The following is a 20,748-nucleotide window of genomic DNA, read 5'->3' on the forward strand; positions in this document are numbered from 1 at the left end:
GCCGGTCACCGGGTGGTGTAGCCACCGTTCGGGAACATCGTCTGCCCGGTGAACCACCAGCCGTCGGTGGCCAGGAACCTGATCACCGGGACGATGTCCTCGATGTGGGTGAGCTGGTTGCCCATGCCCTGGGACCGGTGGAACTCCACCCGCTCCGGCGTTTCCTGCGGGTAGAAGAACGGCGTGTCCATCGGTCCCGGCGCGACCACGTTCACCGAGATGCGGCGGTCGGCGAACTCCTTGGCCGCGGCGCGGGTGAAGTGCTCCAGCGGTGCCTTGCCCCCGGCGTAGGTCGAGTAGCCGTCGGTGAACGCCGCGAGCAGCGAGGTGCCCAGGCTGATGATCTTGCCGTCGTCGTTGAGCCGGCGCCCGGCCTCCTGGATGAAGAAGTACGCCGCCTTCGCGTTGATCGCGAACATCCGGTCGAACTCCTCCTCGGAGGTCTCCAGGATCGGCTTGCGCAGCACCATCCCGGTCGTGTTCACCGCGACGTCGACCCCGCCGAAGGTGTCCACCGCGGTGTCGAACAGCCGCCGCACCTCGCCGACCTGCGTCAGGTCGCCCTGCACCGGGATCGCCTCGGAGCCGGCCTCCCGCACCGCGTTGACGGTCTTCTCCGCCTCGACGGCCGACGCGTCGCTGTTGTAGTGCACGACGACCTTCGCGCCCTCGTCCGCGAAGGCCTTGGACAGCAGGCCGCCCAGGTTCTTGCCCCCGCCGCCGATGACCGCGACCTTGCCCCGCAGGCTCCGCTCCGCCATGGTTCTCCCGCCCCTTCCGGCATCACTGCTGGTCAGACGACCTGGTTGAGGTCGTGCTCCGACCGTAGGCGGCTGCCGCGGGCGGCGGGAAACAGAACATCCGCGTACCGCCACAACCGAACTGGATACCCCCAGCTGAGAGCGGTCGCAGCGATCCGCGCGGTCCACCCGCCGGAGTGACCCGGCGGGTGGACCGCGGTGCGGTCACAGCAGCGCTTCGACGATCTCGACGGCCCGCGCCAGACCACCGGCCTCCTTGATCTCGCGCCGCATGTCGGCCAGCCGGTTCCGGATCTCCTCGTCCGAGGTGACCTTCTCCAGCGCGGCGCGCAGCTGCTCCGGCGTGGCCGTCGCACCGTCCAGCTGGACGCCCAGGCCGAGCTCCTCGATCCGGGCCGCGTTCATGAACTGGTCGGCGGCCTGCGGCACCGCGATCAGCGGAACGCCGTGGTGCAGGCCCTCCATCGTGCCGCCCATCCCGGCGTGCGTGATGAACGCGCTGGCCCGGGACAGCATCCGGACCTGCGGGATCCACTGGTGCACTTCGAAGTTCGCCGGGATCTCACCGAGTTCTGCCGGATCGACCGACTTCCCGACCGACAGCACCACGTGCCAGTCGAGATCGGCGAACGCGCGCAGGCACGTCCGGTAGAAGTCCAGGCGATCGTTGTAGGCCGAACCCAGCGAGATCACCAGGACCGGCCGGTCGTCCGGCGCCTCCCAGTCCCCTTGGAAGGCCCGCTCGGTCAGCATCGGACCGACGAACGTGTAAGCGTCCGCCGCCTGGTCCCCGAAGTACTGGAAGCTCCGCGGAAGGGTCACGATGCACCGGCGCGGGTGCATGAAGTCCTTCTCCCGCAGCGTCAGGCCCTGCTCGGCGAAGTACTCGTCGTAGGCCTCCTGGACCGCGATCTTCTCGGGCGTGGGAGTCATGTCCAGGACCGATTCCAGGCCCGGGGTGTAGACGTGCGTCGGGCACAGCTGGAGTTCCGGCACGCCCCACTTCTCGGCCAGCGCGAGGAAGTCCGGGAGGTCGTACACGACGAGATCGGGCCGGTCCGCCGCGTACGCCCGTTCGAGCTGCGGCACGACCGTCTTCGTCTCCTCCAGGAACATCAACCTCGCCTCGACCTCCTCGTCCGGCCACTCCTGGCGAGTGGCGGTGGGCGAGCCCGGCAGCGTCGAGGCGTAGCGGACCGGCGTGGCCCCGGCCTCGGCGACCAGGTCGGCGAGCGGTTCGGTCACCGCGTAGGACACGTGGTGGCCGCGGTTCACCAGCTCCGCGACCAGCGCGAGGGTCGGATTGATGTGCCCGTGCGCCGGAATGGTGAAGAACCCGATGTGCGCGGGCTTGGTGCGGTGCGTGTTCTGGGTGGAGTCGGCCATCTGCTGATTGCTCCTGATCGAAAGTGCCCTCGCGCAGCGAGGGACGGCTCAACGATGTCGGTGATCGCGCCCGGGCAGCACCTCACGCCGCTTCGACCGCGAGCGGCCGGAGCCGACTCGCAGCGTGCGTTCACAGTGCGGAGGTGTTTCAGCGGACGGCGAAGGCCGCCACGCCGAATCGATGCGGGCGCGCAAAAGTGCGCGGCTGAGCGGGCGGGATGAATCCGCCGCGCGATGCCGGCATCGAGAGCGAGATCAGAGGTAGAGCTGCTTCTGGACCATGCGGACACGGTAGCGCAGCCCGCGCTCGTTGTCGCTTTCTTTTTCGCGCACCCGGCGCCGTTCCGTTCACCCGCGCCCAACACCCGGTCCGCGCCCTCGCCAACGTCGACGAGCTCGTGCTCGGGTGTTCAACGTGGACCGCGCGAAGACGATCGAGTCGTTCCGCCGCCTCGCCGAGCTCGACATCGAGATCGCCTGCTTCGGCCACGGCGACCCGCTGGTCGGCGACGCGGACGCGAAACTCCGTGCAGCAGACGAGTTCAACGATTGACCACTTCGGACAGTCCCAGTGTTGCCTTACCCAGCGGTCCAGGTGCCCGAACCACGACGTCCCGCAATTCGGCCTGCTCGCGCGCGCTGGAACGGCGGGCGTGCCCACTTCACGGCCTGTCCCAGCAGGGCGAGAGCCGTGCAGTCCCAGCCCTACATCCGGCCGCGGATCATCGACATCAGCAGCCCGTGGGTCTCACCGTCGGCGGCGACCACGAGCCCACGACCCGTTTCGCCGACCGGGGCACCGTCCACCCCGGTGACGACGCAGCCGGCAGCCCGGCACAACGCGATCCCAGCGGCGAAGTGCACGCTCCTGGACAGGTCGCCGCCATCGGTGACGTACGCGGCGCGCTTGCCCGCCGCGACCCAGGCCAGCGCGAGCGACGTCGACACGACCCGCGGCCGGAAGCGCTCGACGAATTCAGGGTTCGACAGCAGGTCCACGGCCCGGAACCCGGGCGCGCTCAGGAACGGCGGATCCAAGTTGACGTCCACCAACCGCGTGGCGGGCGTAGGCGTCAGCCCCGCATCGACCCCATCCTTGCGCACCCAGGCGGTCTCACCGTCGGTGAAGAAGACCTCCCCGCTGAACGGGTCGGCCACTGCCGCCGCCCCATCGCGCAGCGCCACGTTGACGGCCACCAGCATGTTGCCGACGGCGTAGTTCAGCGTTCCGCACAAGGGATCCACCAGCCACTGGCGCCCAGCGTCGGCGGCACCCCGCTGACCGCTTTCCTCGCCGAGCACCGCATCATCGGGCCGAGCAACGCGGATGACGTCGAGGATCGCCTTCTCGGCCGCCACATCGGCGGTGGTGGCGAAGTCCCCGGCACCCTTGTCGATGTGGTCGAGCCGCTGACCGTACATGCCGCGGACCACATCCGCGCCGGCCCGCGCCCCGGCTACCGCGACTTCCACATCGTCGGAAACCCCATGTGCGTTGATCACGCCGTCCAGGCTATAGAGACCGAACGTCCTCCCTGGCAAGCCTTCCCGCTCATCGCACCGACTGCGAAGCTGAGCCGCTCCCGGGCCGCGTGCGACGTCCTTGGCGGATTCCCGTTCGTCGCCGCACCCGCGTCCTCGCCGAACTGCGCGCCGAGGCCACCCGCTTCGGCCACAGTGCTCGGACCCGTCGCAACGCCGGTGCCGGACTCCGGGCAGCGGCCGCGAAATCACCGGCTGACCGCCGCCGCCTGACCGTGAGGCCGCCCAAATCGCACCGGGTGCTCGATCGGTTGACGTAGCCTGCTCCGGTGAACCGGCTGGACCTCCTCTCTGCCATCGGCGAAGCGCTTCACCTCGGTCACCCGTACGACGAGCAACCAGCTGCGCAACATGGTGGAAACGGGCGGCGGGTCCTCGGCGGGACGGTCGACGGCGGCCGAGTGGCGTGGGTCGAGACGTTCACCGGTCAACCGGTGAACGGCCACGCGCCCATCAGCACCGCCATCCACATCGCCGGGCGCGGCCTGCAGCACTCCTGCGTCCCCGTGGAGACCTACAACCCGCACTTCGGCTGTCACGTCGAGCTGATCCGGTTCTTCGACGACGCGCTCATCACCGTTTACCGGGAAAAGCACCTCACGGTCGTGAGTCGCCTGGAGATCGGCACCACCGAACAAACCCTGCTCGCCGTGACCGGGCCCACCGCAACCGTCGACGACCTGCTGCTGAGCCCGGACCACGAACACAGCTGCATCCGCGTGCTCCGCTTGCCCGACCTGCACCCCTGCCTGCCGTTGCCCGTTGCCCCAGCAGAGGGTCCCGATCGAGTGCAGCTCCGCTCCGCACCGGAGGGCGCATCCGCGCACTGGCGCGAAGGCCGGAGCTGGCCGTTGCGGCTCCCGACCCGGGACCAGCGCGGTTTCCCAGACCGCCGCGACCTGTGGGAACGCCTCCGCGCCGAGCTCGTCGGCCCGGACCTGCCAACGGACGGACCGTCCATCATGATCGGCGCGGTGACGCCGTTCCTGGACCACCCGTTCGTCAGCACGGTCACCGGACGGGCCAGCTGGCAGGACCCGGCGGCGCCGCCACCGGACGAGACTTCGCGCCTCTACCACGAGTTGCCCGACGTCCCCGAACGCTGCGATGCACCGTGGTGGTTCCCGGCCGGGTACTACCACTACCTCCGCACCGATCAAGAGCACGGTGGCGCAGGCCGACCCGACGAAGCGTCCCGGTGGTTGGACTGGCTGGAGCGCCTCGCCACCGAACATCCCGATCAACGCCCTGGCGGCTGGGAACCGCAGTGGGAGCTGGCCGAAGGCGCCACCCACCTGGCCCTGACCGCCATCCGACTGCACGCCGGATTGCTCGCGGAGGTGTGCCGAGACGGCCGGCTGCCGGATCTGCCGTGGGCCGAAACGCACGTCGCGGAAACACCCTGGCGCTATCCCAAGGGCTTTCGCAGAGCGTGGAGCCGGCTGCCCCGGCGGTTCCGCCCAGGGAGCTTCCGCCAACGCCCGCAGCGCGCGGCCGACTGCTGATCGGGCGGAGGCTGGTTCACGCCACCAGTTCGATCAGCTCGTCGAGGGCGTCCTGCACCATCTTCCTGGTGTGCCGCAGCTCCCGGGTGTCCAACGAGTCGCGGAGAGCGATCAGGTCGCGCTCGGTGGCTGGTCGGGGCCGGCCCAGCTTGTCGCGGCTCTTCAGCAGACCCAGCTCGGCCAGCGCCGCACCGCGCGGTTCGTTGATGGCGCGGAACATCTTCTGCGCCTCCTCGTAAGTGCGAGTCGCCTCGCCGTACCAGCAGGCGCGGAACAGGATGTTGCCGCGCATCTTCCGGTTGTAGGCCAGCGCGCTGGACAGATCCATGCGGCGGCAGATCTGCTCGCCCTTCGACAGCAGGCGCAACGCCTCGTCGTGCTCGCCGCGCAGCGACAGCACGTCGGCCATGCCGCGCAGCGCCCAGGCGAGTCCCCGCTCGTCGCCGCCGTCCTCGGCGATCTGGGCGGCCTCGGCGAAGCGCTCCCACGCCGCGTCCAGGTCGCCCGCGTTCCGGTCGAGCTGCGCCAGTCCTTCCAGCGCCCACACCGTGTGCCTGGTCTCCCCCCGCTTGCGCGCTTCGGCGAGCAGCTTCTCGTGCAGGTCGCGGGCTTCCGCGTAGTCACCGCGGATCCGCAGCGTTTCGGCGATCCCGGCCACCGAGTACCCCAGCGCCACCACGTCACCGGCCCGGGTCGCCGCATCGCGGGCGAGGCCGAGCCAGCGCAGCGCAGCGGTCATCTGCCCGCGCTGCCGGGCCAGCGTGCCGCCGTTCCACAGCGCCCACGCCATCGCACCCGGTTCATCGGCTGCCTTGGCCGCCCGGAAGCTGGCCCGCCAGGCCACATCGGCCTCGGCGATCCTGCCCAGCCGCCGGCACGCCTCGGACTCCACCAACCGCGCCTGGGAGAGCGCCAGACCGTCGTTCTCCTCCGTCGCGCGGGCCACCTCCGCACGAGCCTTGGCCAGCGCGTCCTCGTAGTTCGTGTTCACCGACAGGTTCCGAAGCGCCCCCTGGAACTCCGGTGCGAACGCCTTGCCGTACATCTCGGCCACCTCGTGCTTCCCAACCGCTTGGTGCCAAGACGCACCAATCTCGCTGCGGGCCGGTTCACCCGTCGATCCCCTGGAACGGGGAACCGGCCCTTGTTCGACCCCCGACGACGTCCAAGCTATGGCGCGGCGGGGGTTCAGCGGATCAGCCGATCTGTCAGGCGGAGTCGACCGATCGGCCAGGAAGCGGAGGCGCCGCCTCGTACTTTCGGCCGAGGCCGAAAAGATCAGGGCCGTGCCGACCGGCCGGGGCGCTGCGCCTCCGGCAGCCGGCACGCCGGAGTGCCGCCGGGCAACCGGTAGCGGTTGGCGGCGACACCGCGGTAGGCGAGTTCGGCCAGCGCGCGCACCACCGGTGCGGACAGCACCAGACCCGCGACCGGCCACGGCAGGCGGCAGCTCTTGAGCAGCTCGGCGACCGCGGCCGCCCCGCCGAAGACCCGCCCGGACGGCGCCACCCACAGCACCTCGTGCCGCGCCCGGTCCGGAGTCGTCCGGTAGGCCGCCAGATCGGCTTCCTGCCAGGCGAGCACGCGCATCCGCACCGGCAGGCGCTCGGCCCACCGAGCGCTGCGCGTGCAGAAGCCGCAGTCCCCGTCGTAGATGAGCACCGGAAGTTCGGCCATGAGCAGTCCGCCTCTCCGCTATCTCTCAGTGGTGGTCGCGCCCAGGACCGAACTCGCGTTGCGCGGTTTCTCGTGGCTGGGATGCATCACGCCCCCTGAAGTGCGGTTGCGCAGGACTCGGGTGACACGAGGGGTGCCACGACCGCTCCCGCCGACCGGGGAAGTGCGGGTCAGTCCAGGTCGTCGTGCCGCATCAGCAGCCGACCGGCCTCGGTCAGCGAGCCCGACAGCGACGGGTACACCGAGAACGTGTTGGCCAGGTTGTCCACCGTCACCTGGTTCTGCACCGCGAGCGCGATCGGCAGGATCAGCTCGCTGGCGTTCGGCGACACCACGACACCGCCCACCACCACGCCGGTCTGCGGGCGGCAGAAGACCTTGAGGAAACCGCGGCGCAGTCCCTCCATCTTCGCGCGCGGGTTCGTGGCCAGCGGCATCATCACGGTCCGCGCAGGCACCTCACCGCTGTCGATGGCCTGCTGGCTGATGCCGACGGTGGCGATCTCCGGGTGGGTGAAGACGTTCGCGGCGACGGTCTTGAGCTTGATCGGCGTGACGCCCTCGCCGAGGGCGTGCCACATCGCGATCCGGCCCTGCATGCCCGCCACCGAGGCCAGCAGCAGCAGACCGGTGCAGTCGCCTGCCGCGTAGACGCCCGGCACGCAGGTCCGCGACACCCGGTCGACCGGGATGTAACCGCCGCGGTCGGTCTCGACGCCGATCCGCTCCAGCCCGATGTCCTCGGTGTTGGGGACCGACCCCACCGTCATCAGCGCGTGGCTGGCCTCGACCTGGCGGCCGTCGGCCAGGTGGATCAGCACCCCGGTGTCGGTGCGCTCCACCTTCTCCGCGCGGGCGTGCTTGACGACCTCGGTGCCGCGCTCGGCGAACACCTCCTCCAGCACCGCGGCCGCGTCGGCGTCCTCGTGCGGCAGCACCCGGTCGCGGCTGGAGATCATGGTGACCTTGACGCCCATCTCGGTGTAGGCGGAGGCGAACTCCACACCGGTGACGCCGGAGCCGATCACCGCCAGGTGCTCGGGCAGTTCGGGCAGGTCGAAGAGCTGCCGCCAGGTGAGGATGCGCTCCCCGTCCGGCTCGGCGCCCTTGAGGACCCGCGGCGTGGCGCCGGTGGCGATCAGCACCACGTCGGCGGTCAGCTCCTGGTGGGTGCCGTCGGCGAGATCGACGCCGACCTGGTGCACCGCCATGCCCTTGGCCGGGTTGGTGAAGCGCGCCCGACCGGGCAGGATCTTCACACCTTCGCGGCGGACCCGGGAGCGGATGTCCGCGGACTGGGCGAGCGCGAGGCCCTTCACCCGGCCGTGCACGACCGCCACGTCGACGTCGGAGTCCTCGGTCTTCGCGCGGATGCCGAGCTCGCGGGCGTCCCGGTACGCCGAGCGCGCACCAGCGGAGGCGATGAAGGTCTTCGACGGCACGCAGTCGTAGAGCACGCAAGCCCCACCGAGGCCCTCCGGCTCGACCAGCGTGACGTCCGCCCCGTTCGACGCGGCGACCAGTGCTGCCTCGTAGCCAGCCGGGCCGCCTCCCATGATCACGATGCGGGTCACTTCGCGTTCCTCCCGATGCCTGCCGTGTGGGCGCCAGACTCACCGTACGCTGCGCGTAGTCCGGTCAATTCGGGTGGTGTCGCCCGAATTGACCACCGTGGCGCACCCCACAGCGCGGTGACGACCGAGGGTCACCGCCGCGCTGGGTCACTCCCATTCTGATCGGTCGCCGCGGCCGCGTCGCCCCGGAAGATCCCGGCCGGGACCGCGCAAACCGGACGGGGCGGCAGAAGACGGTCTCGACTACCCACTTTTGTGACGCGGTCCGCTCCGCCGCGCGGGCTGTCGATCGCTACCCTGTTGGGCGTGCCTCTGTACGCCGCGTACGGGTCCAACATGGATCCGGCCCAGATGTTGAAGCGAGCGCCGCATTCGCCGCTGGCGGGTTCGGGCTGGCTGATGGACTGGCGGTTGACCTTCGGCGGCGAGGACTACGGCTGGGAAGGCGCTCTAGCCACCATCGTCGAACACCCCGGGGAGCAGGTCTTCACGGTGCTCTACGACGTCAGCCCGGAGGACGAGCGGCAGCTCGACAACTGGGAGGGCGCCGAGCTGGGCATGCACAAGAAGCTCCGGCTGCGGGTGCAGACGCTGGACGGGCCGGTGCTGGCCTGGCTGTACGTGCTCGACGCCTACGAGGGCGGGCTGCCGTCGGCGCGCTACCTCGGTGTGATGGCCGATGCCGCCGAAGCCGCCGGAGCCCCGGAGGACTACGTCGAGAAGCTGCGGACGCGGCCGTGCCACAACGTCGGGCCCGGCTCCCCGCGTGACATCTGACCCGAACATCACGCCGCACGTGTGACAATCACTTCGATTGCACACGTGGTTGCTCGCCGCGTGCCGGGTGCGAACCGCGGCCGGCGGGCCCTTGAGGTGAGGGGTTTCGGCGTGGCCGAGGCAGGCGGCACACCGGTCAGCCAGCAGGACCGGCGCGAGGAGATCCGCCAGGAAGTGCTGACCAGCGGGTTCGTGCGCATCGAGGAGCTCGCCGCCGCGCACGGCGTCAGCGGCATGACGATCCACCGCGATCTGGACGTGCTGGAGCAGCAGGGCTGGCTGCGCAAGGTGCGGGGCGGGGCGACCTCGACGCCGACCGCGCTGCTGGAGACCTCGGTGCGGGCCAGGATCGCCGACGCCGCCGAGGAGAAGGCGCGCATCGCCGAGCACGCCGCGCGGCTCGTCACCCCCGGCCAGGTGGTGGCCCTGGACGACAGCACAAGCGCGCTCGCGGTCGCCGAGCGGTTGCCCGCGCTGGCGCCGCTGACCGTCGTGACGAACTTCCTGTCGGTGATCAACCTGCTCAGCGGCGAGCCCGGCCTGCACCTGATCGGGCTCGGCGGCGACTACCAGCCGTCCTACGACGCCTTCCTCGGGCTGCACACCGCCACCACCGCCCGCACCATGCGCTCGGACGTGCTGTTCATGTCGACCACCGCGGTGGTCGGCGGGCACTGCCTGCACCGCTCGCAGGAGACGATCCAGGTCAAGCGGGCGCTGATGGAGACCACCGGCAAGCGGGTGCTGCTGCTGGACCACTCCAAGTTCGACCGGCGCGCGGTGCACGAGTTGGCTCCGCTGACCGAGTTCGACCTGGTCGTGGTGGATGCGGGCACGCCGGCTCGACTGCTCGACGAGCTGCGGTCGGCGGGTGTGGTGCTGGAGGTGGCCGGGCGCTGACCCGGCTCAACCCGCGCCGTACAAGCGGGTCAGCTCGCCCAGCGTCGCGGTGATCCGGTCGCGCAGTTCCACCGGCGCGAGGACTTCGGCGTCGGCACCGAGCTTGAGGAACTCCGGGAGCGCCTGGTCGACCGATTCGATCGGGACCCTCACCAGGATCCAGCCTCGCTCGTCGGGGGCTTCGGCGGTTCTCCGCGCCGCTCGCACCACGATCGGCTCCACCAGGTGGGGCAGGCGGTCGAAGGCGCGCGGCGAGAGCCGGACGGCCGCTTCGCCGCTGTGGCGCCGGGAGTCGAAGCGCTCCAGGTAGGACTTCCAGTGGTCGGCCAGGTCGAATCCGGCGGGCCGGGTGAATCGCTCGTCGAGGACGTGCAGGTCGAGGATCCGGGAAACGCGGTACGTGCGGATCCGCTCGCCGGAACCTGCCACCAGGTACCAGTGCCCGGCCTTCAGGACCAGCCCGTACGGCTGCACGGTGCGGCTCGTCTCGTGCGGCTCGGCCCAGCGCAGGTATCGCATCCGGACGGTGCGGTCGTTCCACACGGCGTCGGCGACGTCGGTGAGGTGCGGTGTGCGATCGGCGGCGTCGTACCAAGCCGGACTGTCCAGGTGGAACCGGTCGGCGATGCGCCCGGACCGGTCCCGCAGATCCGCGGGCAGCGCCGCCATGAGCTTGAGGTGGGCCGCGGTCACGACCTCGCCCAGGCCGAGCTCGGCGGCGGCCGCGGGCAACCCGGTCAGGAACAGCGATTCCGCTTCGCCGGTGGTCAGCCCGGTCAACCGGGTGCGGAAACCGTCGAGCAGCCGGTAGCCGCCCCGGTGCCCCGGCTCGCCGTACAGCGGGATTCCCGCCTCGCTCAGCGATTCCACGTCGCGGTAGACGGTCCGCACCGACACCTCGAGTTCGTCGGCCAGCTCCTGCGCGGTCATCCGCCCCCTGGCTTGCAGCAGCAGGAGGATCGTCAGCAGGCGGCTCGCGCGCACGGGTGGAGTGTGCCGGGATCCACTGACAGGAGGTGGCAGGGAGGACTGCTTAGCGTCCGCCCATGAACATCGACATCGAGCAGTTCGCGGACCGGTACGTCGCGGTGTGGAACGAACCCGATCCGGTCGCGCGGCGCAGCGCCATCGCGGCTCTGTGGGCGGCGGACGGCGTCCAGATCACCGAGTCGGCCGAGTACCGGGGGCACGACGAGCTCGAAACCCGCATATCCGGAGCCCACGCCGAGTTCGTGCGCGGCTCGGGGCTGGTCTTCCGGCCCACCGGCGACGTGACCGGGCACCACGGCGCGCTCGTCTTCACCACGCACCTGGTGCCGGCCGACGGCGGCGACAGCACCTGGACCGGCCGCGTTTGCGCGACTCTCGGAGCGGACGGGCGCATCCGGTCCGAGCACCAGTTCACCGTGCCCACCGCGGGCGGGAGCACCCGCGCAGGCGCGGAGGAGTTCCTCCGCAGGCTCGCGAAAGGTGACCCGGACCGGATCGCCGACCTGTTCGCCGAGGAGGTCGACTGGGTGCTGGACTGGCCGAGCGGCGGCCACCCGGCGGTGCCGTGGATCCGGCCGCGCTCGACCCGGGCGGAGGTCGCCGAGCACTTCCGCGCGATCGCCGACTTCCACGTGCCCGAGGAGGCAGCGGGGTCGGCGTCCCGGATCCTCGTCGAGGGCCAGGACGCGGTCGTGCTCGGCGACATCCGGCAGACGGTGCGGGCCACCGGCAGGTCGTACACCGCGCTGTGCGCGCTGCACCTGACCTTCGCGAACGGCTTGATCACCCGGTATGCCGTCTACGAGGACAGCCTCAGCGTCGCCGAAGCGCTCGGCGGCTCCTGATCAGGCTGCGGCGAGCCAGCCCCGGGCGCGGAGTTCGCCGAGGAAGCGCTGGTAGCTGCTGTCCAGTTGGGACACCTCCGAGCGCACCGGTTCGACCAGTTCGCCCTCGGGCACCATCGCTGCCGCCGCGGCGCTCAGGTCCGGGTGGATCGAACCGCTGGCCGCCAGCAGTGCCGCGCCGAGCGCCGTGCCCGCGCCTTGGACGCGCAAGACCGGGCGGTCCAGGACCGATGCTCTGATCCGGCACCAGGCGAGGCTCCGGGCACCGCCACCTGCGGTGCGCACCGGGCCTGCCGCCGGGGCACCGATCTCGGCCAGGCGCTCCAGCGCGAGGCGCTCGCAGAAGGCGACGCCTTCGAGGCGGGAGCGGTACTCGTCCACCCGGCCCTGCGGTGTGCCGATGGCGAACCGGGTGGCCCGCTCGGCCAGGAACGGGAACCGCTCGCCCTCGCCGCGCAGCGGGTAGTTGACCACGCTCGCCGGGCCGCGGTCGGTGGCCGCGCGGTCCAGTTCGGCCAGCTCTGTGGTGTCCACATCGGACAAAGCGGAGCCGCCGATGTTGGCCGCACCACCGGGCAGCCACACGCCGTCCGGGTGCAGGTGGCTGTACACCGCCCCGGCCGGGTCGTGCACGAGTTCCTCCGACACGCCTTTGAGGACCAGCGTCGTGCCCAGGACGGTCACGAACTGGCCGATGTCGACGGCACCGCACGCCAGCTGGCCCGCGCACCCGTCGGTCATCCCGGCCCGCACCTCGCAGCCCGCGGGCAGCCCCGTCTCCGCCGCGGCCGACGCGTCGACCACTCCCAGGACCACAGTCGGCCGCACGACCTCCGGGAGCAGCCGGGACGGCACCTCCAGCGCGTCGAAGACCTCGGTGGCCCACTCCCCGGCCACCGCGTCGTAACCGCTCTTCAGCGCGTGGCTGGTGTCGGTGGCCACCGGCCGCCCGACCAGCTTCCGGGCGATGACGTCCGGGGTGTGGCAGACCAGCTCGGTGCCCGCCGGCAGGTGGCGCGCCAGCCAGGCGATCCTGGCCAGGCCCGATCCGGCCGACGGGGTGATGCCGGTCCGCTCCCAGCGCGCCGCACCGACCTCGACCGCGGTGCGGGCCTCGGCTTCGGCGCGTCGGTCGTCGTACATCAGCGCCGCGCCGAGCGGGTCGCCGCTGCCGTCGACCGCGACCACGGTGCCCGAGGTCGCCGAGATCGCCAGCGAGGTGATCTCGGCGCTGCGCGCACCCATCGCGGTCGTGCACTCGGCCAGGCAGTCGCGGACCGCGGGCCACCAGGTGCTCGCGTCCTGCTCGGAACGGCCGCCCGGCGAGCGCACCGGCTGCGGCAGCGGCCGGGAAGCCGACGCCACCACCGCACCGGCCTGGTCGTGGATCTGCACCCGCACGTTGGCGGTCGCGATGTCCACTCCTGCGACGAGCTCTCCCATCAGCACCCCTCCCCGGAGCGTGAACCGCTGGTCACCCAGCGGCCTGCAGCTTCTCCAGCGCTTCCGGCAACTCCGCCATCGAGAGCACCGCGATGTCCGGTTCGGCGAGCTGCTCGGGCGTCGGCTCCGGCGGAGCCTCGCCGCGCACCACCCACACCGTTCGCAGGCCGACCCGCTTGGCACCGCGCACATCGGTGTCCAGCCGGTTGCCGACGTGCACCGCGTTCGCCGGGTCGACGCCGGCTTCGCGCAGCGCGTGCTGGAAGATCCGCGGGTCCGGCTTCTCCGCCCCGACGACCTCGGAGATCGCCCAGATGTCCACGAAGTCGGACACGCCGTCCCGGCGCAGGGCTTCCACGACCACCGCGCGCTGGTTCGCCACGATCGCGATCTTGTACCGCCCGGCGAGCCTGCGCAGCGTGGGCAGCACGTCCTCGTGCAGCGCCGACGGCGGGTACTCCCAGTACTGCTCGGCGCGGTCGGACAGCCGCTGGCGGTCGCCCGCGGTCAGGAAGCGCTCGGCGACCGCGGTCCGCAGCGAGCCGCCCTGCGCCTGCCTGCGCTCGTCGTAGACCTGCTGGAACTCCGCTTCGCCGACCTCACCGCGGCCGTCCTCGGCGGCGAGTTCGCGCGTGGCGCGCAGCAGCGCGTCGCGGTAGGCGCTGTCGTCGTAGACCGGGCCGCCGACGTCGAGCAGCACGAGGTCGATGCGGCCGGTGGTGGGTTCAGGCGGCACGGCGCGTCCTTCCGGTGGTGGTCCACTACCGGGATCGTGGTGTCACATCCCATCGCAAACATAACACCTATCTTGAAATTTTTAACACACAATGCTGTGATGTTCTCGGGTCGCGCACCGGCCGACCCGGCAGGCGGGATCTGGAGGGAACGCCCGTGATCACCATCGGCATCGACGCCGGCACCTCGGTGGTGAAGAGCGTCGCCTACGCGGCGGACGGGACCGAGCTGGCGGTCGCCCGCCGCCCGACCCGGGTCGAGCACCCGCGGCCCGGCTGGGCCGAGCAGGACATGCAGGAGGTGTGGAGCGCGGTCGCCGACACCGTCGCCGAACTCACCGCCGCCGCCGGATCCGACGTCGCAGCGCTCGCGCTGACCGCCCAGGGCGACGGCTGCTGGCTGGTCGACGACGCCGGCCGACCGACCGGCCCCGCGCTGCTCTGGAACGACGCCCGCGCTTCCGGGATCGCCGCCGACTGGGCCGATTCCGGGGTGCTCGCCGAGCTGTTCAAGATCAACGGATCGGTCGGGTTCGGCGGTCTGCCGCACGCGCAGCTGCGCTGGCTCGCCGAGCACGACCCGGCCCGGCTCGAGCGGTCCGCGAAGGTGCTGACCTGCGGCGGCTGGCTGTTCCACTGCCTGACCGGGCGCCTCGCCTGGGACGTTTCCGAAGCCTCGAACCCGTTCCTCGACGCGCGGACCGGGCAGTACTCCCCCACCGTGCTCACCGAGCTCGGGCTGGACTGGGCGCAGCCGCTGCTGCCCGACGTGGTGGACGGTCGGCAGCGGATCGCACCGCTGCGCGACGCCGCGGCCGAGCGGCTCGGCGTCCCGGCGGGCACACCGGTGGTGCTCGGCGCGTACGACGTGATCTCCACGGCCATCGGCGCCGGTGTCACCGAACCCGGCCAGGCCTGCACGATCCTGGGCACCACGATCTGCACCGAGGTGATCAGCGACAGCCCGCGGCTCGACCGCACGCCGGTGGGCATGTCGCTGCGCACGCCGGAACCGGGCCGGTGGATGCTCGCCAGCGCCACCCTGTCGGGCACCGAGGTCGTGGAGTGGACCTGCCGGATGCTCGGCCTGCCCAACCCCGAAGACCTCACCGATCTCGCCGAACAGGCCGAGCCCGGCAGCAAGGGCCTGCTGATGCTGCCCTACCTCTCGCTGGCCGGTGAGCGCGCGCCGTTCTACGACCCGGCCGCGCGCGGCAGCCTGCACGGGCTGAGCCTGGAGCACGGTCCGGCCGAGATCGCGCGGGCCTGTCTGGAGGGGCTGGCCATGGCGATCCGGGACTGCCTGGGGGCCAGCGCCGCGCAGCCCACCGAGCTCCGGCTCACCGGCGGTGGTTCGGCGAACCGGCTGTGGCGCCAGGTGATCGCGGACGTGACCGGGCTGCCGGTCGTGCGCACCACCGACGAGCAGGCCGGTGCCCGCGGCGCGACCGTGACCGCGCAGTCCCTGCTGACCGGCCGCAGCCTCACCGAGGTCGCCCGCGAGCTGGTCGGGACGTCCGAGCCGCTGCTGCCCATCGGGGCCAACCGGGCCACCTACGACGACGCGTACGCGCGCTTCATCGCCGCGCGGGAAGCGGCTCAGGCCGCCGCCTGGTTCCAGCGCTGAAGTCCTCATCGCGCACCGCCGATCCCGGCGGCCAGCGCGGGACGCGGCTTGGCCCAGGCCAGCCCGAGCAGCGCGCTCGCCCGCCGGGTGCCACGGCGGTCCCGGCGGCGGGCGATCCGCTCGGCGACCAGCGCGCGGAAGCGCTCGGCCCCCTCGCCGAGCCGGCCGAGCGCCTGTTCCAGGCAGTCCAGGGCCTGGCGCTGATCGCCGGTGCACAGCAGATCGGTGATCGCGAAGTCCAGGGCCTGGGTGCGCAGGCCGTCCAGCTCCACGACGTCGCACTCCCGGACCCACGCCTGGTGGATCGTCAGATCCGGCTGCGAGCGCACCTCGCGGCCGTAGGGGATCGTCACGTCCACGACCTCGTCGGCCGGGCCGCAGCCGTGCATCGCCACCGCTGTCGGGCCGGACAGCACCGAGTGCGGTCCGGCCCGCAGCAGCGCGGCGGCAGCACGGGTCACCGGATCGCCGGCGCGGGCCGCCGGGACCACCACGCCGTGCCAGGGCTGCACCCACTCACCGGCGGCCAGGCCCGCCACGAGCTCGTCCGGGCCCAGCAGCCGTTCGGCGTCCCGGCAGGTCATCGCGCCGTGCCTGGCCGAGGGCGGCCACTCCACGACTGCGTTCGGGGTTCGTTCTCCAGGGCAGGTGATTTTCGTTCTCATACCCATACAGAGGCGCGAACCCCGCCCGCAGATACAGCTGCGAGTGGATACACCTCGATCAGGTGGGACTCCGCGGAGTCAGCTCCGGAGGGTGCGCAGGGCCGTGTGGACCATCGCCCGGACACCGACCAGCAGGGCCCGCTCGTCCAGCGCGAACGTCGGCTGGTGCAGGTCCTTGACCCGGCCCGACCCGGAGTGCACGCCCAGGCGCGCGAACGAGCCCGGCACGTGCTCCAGGTACCAGCCGAAGTCCTCGCCGCCCGAGGACTGCGGGGTGCTCGCCAGGGCTTCTTCGCCGAGCGCGGCTTCGATGCCCGCCCGGAACAGCTCGGTGCTCTCCTGGTCGTTGACCACCGGCGGCACGCCGCGCCGGTGCTGGAGGTCGAACCCGACGCCGAGCGGCGCCAGCAGGCTGTGCACCAGCTCGTGCACCAGCGGCTCCAGCTTCGCCCAGGTGTCGCGGTCGCCGGTGCGCAGCGTGCCGGTGAGCACCCCGTCCTGCGGGATGGCGTTCGGCGCTTCACCCGCGTGCACCGCGCCCCAGGTCAGGACGGTTCCGGTGCGCGGGTCGACGCGGCGCGACAGCAGCGTCGGCAGGCCGGTGATGACGGTGCCCAGCGCGTGCACCAGGTCCGCGGTCAGGTGCGGGCGCGAGGTGTGCCCGCCGGGCGAGGTCAGGCGGAGCTCCAGCAGGTCGCTGGCCGAGGTGATGGCGCCGACGCGGGTGCCGATCTGCCCGACCGGCAACCGCGGATCGCAGTGCAGACCGAAGATCCGGTCCACCCCGTCGAGCGCCCCGGCGGCCAGCACGTCCAGCGCGCCGCCCGGCATCACCTCTTCGGCGGGCTGGAGGATCAGCCGCACCCGGCCGGGCAGCTCCGGCGCGGAGGCCAGCGCCAGCGCGGCGCCCAGCGCGACCGTGGTGTGCGCGTCGTGACCGCAGGCGTGCGCGACACCGTCCACAGTGGAGGAGTACGGGAGCCCGGTGGCCTCGGTCAGCGGCAGTGCGTCGATGTCCGCGCGCAGCGCCACGGTGCGGCCGCCGGGCCGCTCCTCGCCGATGTCGCAGACCAGGCCGGTGCCCACCGGCAGCACCTGCGGCTTCAGCCCCGCCCTGGTGAGCTGCTCGACGAGGAAGGCGGTGGTCTCGTGCTCGGCGCGGGAGAGTTCGGGGTGGGCGTGGATGTGCCGCCGCCAGGCCACCACCCGCTGGGCGTTCTCGGCCAACCAGGAGTCCAGCCAGGACGGCCCGCGGCCGGCGCCCAGGTCCGCCACGGCCCCGACACTGGTGTCCACGCCCGACATGGTGCTGCCGATCGGCGCGGACGGCCCGTCCACGCCCGGTGCGAGGAGCGTGCCCTGCGCCGCTGCGGGCCAGCTCGCCTCCTCCACCACCGAACCGCTGTTCGAGGGCCGTCCCGGGTCCGAGCCACGAGAATCCACCACGGTCACGCCATTCCTCCAGTGTCTTGCGGGGCGTCCGGACCCGGTGCGCGGCACGAGCGGCAAGCGGCAGCACCGCTCACGCCGCGCCCCCGGCGTCCTGCTGGGCACCCGCACCCGGCCCGCGGTGCGCGCCGCCGACCGGTGTGCAGAACTCTTCCGACGAACTCCGAGCGCGCACGGCCGCCAGCAGGCGTTCCCGCTGGGCGCCGTCCGCGGCGGCGGCCACCGCCGTCCAGGCCATCGCCAGCGCCCCGTCCAGCACCGCCCGGTCGGCGGTCGGGGTCGCGCAGGCCGCGGCGAACTCCACCTGGTGGTTGACCGCGCCGCCGCAGTCGATCGCGATCATCGGGTGGATCGCGGGCAGGGCCCGGGTCACGTTGCCCATGTCGGTGCTGCCGATGACCCGGCTCTGCTCGGCACCTCGGTCGAGCGGTTCCCGCCCGAGCTCGGTGATCGCGCGGCGGTAGGCCTCCGACAACCAGCCGTCGGGGTCCAGCTCCGCGTAGACCGGGGAGATCTGCACGACTTCGTGCGTGCACCCGGTCGCCGTCGCGCCCGCCTCGAAGCAGGCCCGGATGCGGTTCTCCAGGCGCTGCAGGGAACGCGCTTCGGCAGCGCGCAAGTTGTAGACCGCCGCGGTGTGCGCAGGAACGATGTTCGGCGCCGCGCCACCTGCGGTGACGATACCGTGCACCATCTGCTGCGGCTCGAGGTGCTGGCGCAGCAGGCCGATGGCGACCTGCGCGACGGTCAGCGCGTCGGCCGCGTTGAGGCCCAGCTGGGGAGCCGAGGCGGCGTGCGCCTCGCGGCCGGTGTAGCGCACCTCCAGGTCGGTGATGGCCAGCGAGACCGGGCGGCAGATGTCCTCCGGACCGGGGTGCACCATCATCGCCATCGCCACGTCGTCGAACACGCCGCGCTCCAGCATCAGCACCTTGCCGCCGCCGGTCTCCTCCGCCGGAGTGCCGATCAGCCGGACCGTGATGCCCAGCTCGTCGGCGACGTCGGCGAGCGCCAGCGCGGCACCGACCGCGGCCGCGGCGATGACGTTGTGGCCGCAGGCGTGACCGACCTCCGGCAGCGCGTCGTACTCGGCGCAGACGGCCACCACCAGCTCGCCGCTGCCGCGCTCGGCGACCAGCGCGGTGTCCAGGCCGGCCACCGGGGTGCGGACCTCGAAGCCGTGCCGGGCGAGCAGGTCGGCGACCTTGGCCGCGCTGCGGTGCTCGGCGAAGGCGAGTTCCGGTTCGGCGTGGATGCTGCGGGAGAGCTCGACCAGCTCGCGCTCGTGGCGTTGCACCGAGGCGCGGCAGCGCGCGGTGGCGGAACGGTCGTGATCGCGGTGCGGGGCGGGCGCAGTACTCATTTGGCGCCCATCCTGCATCATCCGGAACAGCGGGACTGCACCGATGCGGAACGTCTAGCCGACCGGTACGCACACTGCGACGAACGGGTGGCGCCGTTTCAGCCCGGCCGAAGAATTGTTTTCAACGCACATTGATTTCGCGTTCAACAACCACTCGGGGAGAGTCCGCCGCAGGGGCCCGAGGAGCCGGCGGGAAGGGTGTGGGCCGGCACCGGTCGGGGGGCTTCCCGGTGCCGGCCCACGTTCGTGGGGGGCGTTCGCCCCGATCTACGCACGTCAGGGACTGTTGTCACCTGGAGGGCCTTGCGCCTACGCACGTAGTCAGTTGTGAAAATCCCACAGGTTCGCCGTCAGGTCTAGTCCATGGCGAGAATTGACAGCGAAATTATTCCGCAAAGAACAGACCGGCCGGCCGGTTTCCGGGTGGTCTACTACTTTTTCCACTTGACAAACAAGACCGGCTTCTTGCGGAGGTGGCGCGACAGCAGCACCGCGCCGATCAGCACGATACCGGCGATGCCGATCCCCATGCGCTGGCGCGCATCGGTGCCGGCGTCCGCGGGCGGCTGGTCGGCGGGCGGTGCGGGCGGCGGCTCCTGCGCGAGCACGGCGGTCGTCGGTGGTGCGGAGACCTCCTCGGCGACCGCCGTCGGAGGGACCAGGAACAGGGACAACGCGATCGCGAGGCCAGCGAGAACGCGGCCGGTCCGCCACATGATGGCTCCACATCCTTCTGCAGCCGCGTCGGACTACCGACACTTTCGTGGTCACCCGTACAGGACCATTTGATCATAGTCGGCGCGCACTGTGACCGGTCGCGTGCGAGATGTGCCGGATCGGATCAGCGGTCCCGGCGCTCCCGTTCGATGCGGTCCCCGAGCTCGTCCACCACCAGCGTGTCCCGGCGGATGCTGTCCGCGCGGTAGGCCGCCCGGCCCACCAGCTGCGCCATCACCGGCGCGGTGAGCATCTGGAACAGCGCCACCAGGATCAGACCCGACGCGTAGATGAAGTCGAGCTGCACGGCGGTCCCGATCAGGATCAGCATCAGCCCCAGCGTCTGCGGCTTGGTGGCGGCCTGCAGGCGGGCCAGCACGTCCGGGAAGCTCAGCAGGCCGATGGCCCCGAGCAGGCAGGACAGCGCACCGCCGATGAGGCAGACCGCGGAGAAGACGTCCAGCAGGCTCATCGGTACGGCTCCTTCTTCTCGACCAGCCGGGCAGCGCTGACCGACCCGATGAACGCCAGCAGCGCGAAGGCGGCCAGCAACGCGATGTTCGAACCGTCCTGCACCCAGCCCATGCCCGCGCACGTCCCGGCGATGATCACGGTGACGAACACGTCGACGGCCACGATCCGGTCCAGCGTGGTGCGGCCGAGGATCAGCCGCACCAGGACCAGCAGCCCGGCCACGCTCAGCAGGCCGACGGTCACGATGAACACCCAGGTCATGCGCAGTCCGCCTCTCCGCGATCCTCAGTGGCGGCCGCGCCCGGCGCCGAACTCGCGT

Annotated in this window: 21 protein-coding genes; 6 read left to right on the forward strand and 15 right to left on the reverse strand. The window is 71.7% G+C overall.

Annotated features, from left to right (window positions below; translation table 11 throughout):
• Positions 1-5: 5 nt before the first annotated feature.
• A complete protein-coding gene (locus C4T78_RS29480) occupies positions 6-761 on the reverse strand; it encodes an SDR family oxidoreductase (RefSeq protein WP_093352795.1) in 756 nt (251 codons plus the stop codon).
• Positions 762-965: 204 nt separating this feature from the next.
• Positions 966-2,147 carry a macrolide family glycosyltransferase gene (locus C4T78_RS29485; RefSeq protein ID WP_093352793.1) on the reverse strand — a complete coding sequence of 394 codons (1,182 nt, stop codon included), beginning with the start codon at positions 2,145-2,147 and terminating at the stop codon, positions 966-968.
• Positions 2,148-2,553: 406 nt separating this feature from the next.
• On the opposite strand from C4T78_RS29485, the gene C4T78_RS29490 reads away from it, so the two are divergent.
• Positions 2,554-2,700, forward strand: a complete 147-nt coding sequence (locus tag C4T78_RS29490; RefSeq protein WP_177247602.1) for a hypothetical protein — start codon at positions 2,554-2,556, stop codon at positions 2,698-2,700.
• 152 nt (positions 2,701-2,852) lie between these two features.
• On the opposite strand, the gene C4T78_RS29495 is transcribed toward C4T78_RS29490, so the two are convergent.
• Positions 2,853-3,689 (reverse strand): inositol monophosphatase family protein, encoded by an 837-nt coding sequence (locus C4T78_RS29495; protein ID WP_235863544.1) that lies wholly within the window; start codon positions 3,687-3,689, stop codon positions 2,853-2,855.
• A 269-nt stretch (positions 3,690-3,958) separates the two neighbouring features.
• Between C4T78_RS29495 and C4T78_RS29500 the strand changes: the two genes are divergently transcribed.
• Positions 3,959-5,194 (forward strand): hypothetical protein, encoded by a 1,236-nt coding sequence (locus tag C4T78_RS29500; protein ID WP_143185865.1) that lies wholly within the window; start codon positions 3,959-3,961, stop codon positions 5,192-5,194.
• Positions 5,195-5,210: 16 nt separating this feature from the next.
• Here the strand turns inward: C4T78_RS29500 and C4T78_RS29505 are convergent, their stop codons facing one another.
• The 3 genes from C4T78_RS29505 to C4T78_RS29515 all read right to left on the reverse strand — a co-directional run bounded on the left by C4T78_RS29505 (position 5,211) and on the right by C4T78_RS29515 (position 8,445).
• On the reverse strand, positions 5,211-6,239 hold the full coding sequence (locus C4T78_RS29505; RefSeq protein WP_093352952.1) for a tetratricopeptide repeat protein: 1,029 nt from the start codon (positions 6,237-6,239) through the stop codon (positions 5,211-5,213).
• 233 nt (positions 6,240-6,472) lie between these two features.
• The gene (locus C4T78_RS29510; RefSeq protein ID WP_093352785.1) at positions 6,473-6,871 is read right to left on the reverse strand and encodes a thiol-disulfide oxidoreductase DCC family protein; all 399 of its coding nucleotides are present in this window, start codon (positions 6,869-6,871) and stop codon (positions 6,473-6,475) included.
• 170 nt (positions 6,872-7,041) lie between these two features.
• Positions 7,042-8,445 (reverse strand): NAD(P)H-quinone dehydrogenase, encoded by a 1,404-nt coding sequence (locus C4T78_RS29515; RefSeq protein ID WP_093157192.1) that lies wholly within the window; start codon positions 8,443-8,445, stop codon positions 7,042-7,044.
• 306 nt (positions 8,446-8,751) lie between these two features.
• On the opposite strand from C4T78_RS29515, the gene C4T78_RS29520 reads away from it, so the two are divergent.
• Positions 8,752-9,222, forward strand: coding sequence for a gamma-glutamylcyclotransferase family protein (locus C4T78_RS29520; protein WP_093157360.1), 471 nt, complete (start codon positions 8,752-8,754; stop codon positions 9,220-9,222).
• A 111-nt stretch (positions 9,223-9,333) separates the two neighbouring features.
• Positions 9,334-10,122 (forward strand): DeoR/GlpR family DNA-binding transcription regulator, encoded by a 789-nt coding sequence (locus C4T78_RS29525; protein WP_093352782.1) that lies wholly within the window; start codon positions 9,334-9,336, stop codon positions 10,120-10,122.
• Between the two features lie 6 nt (positions 10,123-10,128).
• On the opposite strand, the gene C4T78_RS29530 is transcribed toward C4T78_RS29525, so the two are convergent.
• Entirely contained in the window at positions 10,129-11,106 is a 978-nt protein-coding gene (locus C4T78_RS29530; protein ID WP_093352780.1) for a helix-turn-helix transcriptional regulator, read from the reverse strand.
• A 62-nt stretch (positions 11,107-11,168) separates the two neighbouring features.
• On the opposite strand from C4T78_RS29530, the gene C4T78_RS29535 reads away from it, so the two are divergent.
• A complete protein-coding gene (locus C4T78_RS29535) occupies positions 11,169-11,957 on the forward strand; it encodes a nuclear transport factor 2 family protein (RefSeq protein WP_093352777.1) in 789 nt (262 codons plus the stop codon).
• Here C4T78_RS29535 and C4T78_RS29540 read toward each other — a convergent pair whose 3' ends face one another.
• Both C4T78_RS29540 and C4T78_RS29545 read right to left on the reverse strand, forming a co-directional pair.
• A complete protein-coding gene (locus C4T78_RS29540) occupies positions 11,958-13,400 on the reverse strand; it encodes an FGGY-family carbohydrate kinase (RefSeq protein WP_093352776.1) in 1,443 nt (480 codons plus the stop codon).
• Positions 13,401-13,431: 31 nt separating this feature from the next.
• Positions 13,432-14,136: an HAD family hydrolase gene (locus tag C4T78_RS29545; RefSeq protein WP_093352773.1), complete on the reverse strand. Its 705-nt coding sequence runs from the start codon at positions 14,134-14,136 to the stop codon at positions 13,432-13,434.
• A gap of 155 nt (positions 14,137-14,291) precedes the next feature.
• On the opposite strand from C4T78_RS29545, the gene C4T78_RS29550 reads away from it, so the two are divergent.
• Complete coding sequence (locus C4T78_RS29550) at positions 14,292-15,761, forward strand: FGGY-family carbohydrate kinase (protein WP_093352770.1); 1,470 nt, start codon at positions 14,292-14,294, stop codon at positions 15,759-15,761.
• 5 nt (positions 15,762-15,766) lie between these two features.
• On the opposite strand, the gene C4T78_RS29555 is transcribed toward C4T78_RS29550, so the two are convergent.
• From C4T78_RS29555 to C4T78_RS29580, 6 genes are all read right to left on the reverse strand, one after another.
• A complete protein-coding gene (locus C4T78_RS29555) occupies positions 15,767-16,345 on the reverse strand; it encodes a hypothetical protein (protein WP_093352767.1) in 579 nt (192 codons plus the stop codon).
• 159 nt (positions 16,346-16,504) lie between these two features.
• Positions 16,505-17,878 carry a M20 family metallopeptidase gene (locus C4T78_RS29560; RefSeq protein WP_374703913.1) on the reverse strand — a complete coding sequence of 458 codons (1,374 nt, stop codon included), beginning with the start codon at positions 17,876-17,878 and terminating at the stop codon, positions 16,505-16,507.
• Between the two features lie 70 nt (positions 17,879-17,948).
• Positions 17,949-19,238 carry a M20 family metallopeptidase gene (locus tag C4T78_RS29565; protein ID WP_093352765.1) on the reverse strand — a complete coding sequence of 430 codons (1,290 nt, stop codon included), beginning with the start codon at positions 19,236-19,238 and terminating at the stop codon, positions 17,949-17,951.
• Between the two features lie 431 nt (positions 19,239-19,669).
• A complete protein-coding gene (locus C4T78_RS29570; protein WP_093352762.1) occupies positions 19,670-19,954 on the reverse strand; it encodes a hypothetical protein in 285 nt (94 codons plus the stop codon).
• Positions 19,955-20,079: 125 nt separating this feature from the next.
• Positions 20,080-20,427 (reverse strand): monovalent cation/H(+) antiporter subunit G, encoded by a 348-nt coding sequence (gene mnhG, locus C4T78_RS29575; RefSeq protein ID WP_093352759.1) that lies wholly within the window; start codon positions 20,425-20,427, stop codon positions 20,080-20,082.
• Positions 20,424-20,690, reverse strand: a complete 267-nt coding sequence (locus C4T78_RS29580) for an MrpF/PhaF family protein (protein ID WP_093352757.1) — start codon at positions 20,688-20,690, stop codon at positions 20,424-20,426. Before C4T78_RS29580 ends, mnhG begins: the two co-directional genes overlap by 4 nt.
• Positions 20,691-20,748: the final 58 nt, after the last annotated feature.

It is taken from the genome of Saccharopolyspora kobensis (assembly GCF_900108315.1).
Classification (GTDB): Bacteria; Actinomycetota; Actinomycetes; order Mycobacteriales; family Pseudonocardiaceae; genus Saccharopolyspora; species Saccharopolyspora kobensis.

Excerpts from the sequence above, each read along its gene's own strand:
- C4T78_RS29480 (WP_093352795.1), bottom strand. The coding sequence starts at position 761 with ATGGCGGAGCGGAGCCTGCGGGGCAAGGTCGCGGTCATCGGCGGCGGG.
- C4T78_RS29485 (WP_093352793.1), bottom strand. The coding sequence starts at position 2,147 with ATGGCCGACTCCACCCAGAACACGCACCGCACCAAGCCCGCGCACATC.
- C4T78_RS29505 (WP_093352952.1), bottom strand. The coding sequence starts at position 6,239 with ATGTACGGCAAGGCGTTCGCACCGGAGTTCCAGGGGGCGCTTCGGAAC.
- C4T78_RS29510 (WP_093352785.1), bottom strand. The coding sequence starts at position 6,871 with ATGGCCGAACTTCCGGTGCTCATCTACGACGGGGACTGCGGCTTCTGC.
- C4T78_RS29535 (WP_093352777.1), top strand. The coding sequence starts at position 11,169 with ATGAACATCGACATCGAGCAGTTCGCGGACCGGTACGTCGCGGTGTGG.
- C4T78_RS29540 (WP_093352776.1), bottom strand. The coding sequence starts at position 13,400 with ATGGGAGAGCTCGTCGCAGGAGTGGACATCGCGACCGCCAACGTGCGG.
- C4T78_RS29555 (WP_093352767.1), bottom strand. The coding sequence starts at position 16,345 with ATGACCTGCCGGGACGCCGAACGGCTGCTGGGCCCGGACGAGCTCGTG.
- C4T78_RS29565 (WP_093352765.1), bottom strand. The coding sequence starts at position 19,238 with ATGAGTACTGCGCCCGCCCCGCACCGCGATCACGACCGTTCCGCCACC.
- C4T78_RS29570 (WP_093352762.1), bottom strand. The coding sequence starts at position 19,954 with ATGTGGCGGACCGGCCGCGTTCTCGCTGGCCTCGCGATCGCGTTGTCC.
- mnhG (WP_093352759.1), bottom strand. The coding sequence starts at position 20,427 with ATGAGCCTGCTGGACGTCTTCTCCGCGGTCTGCCTCATCGGCGGTGCG.
- C4T78_RS29580 (WP_093352757.1), bottom strand. The coding sequence starts at position 20,690 with ATGACCTGGGTGTTCATCGTGACCGTCGGCCTGCTGAGCGTGGCCGGG.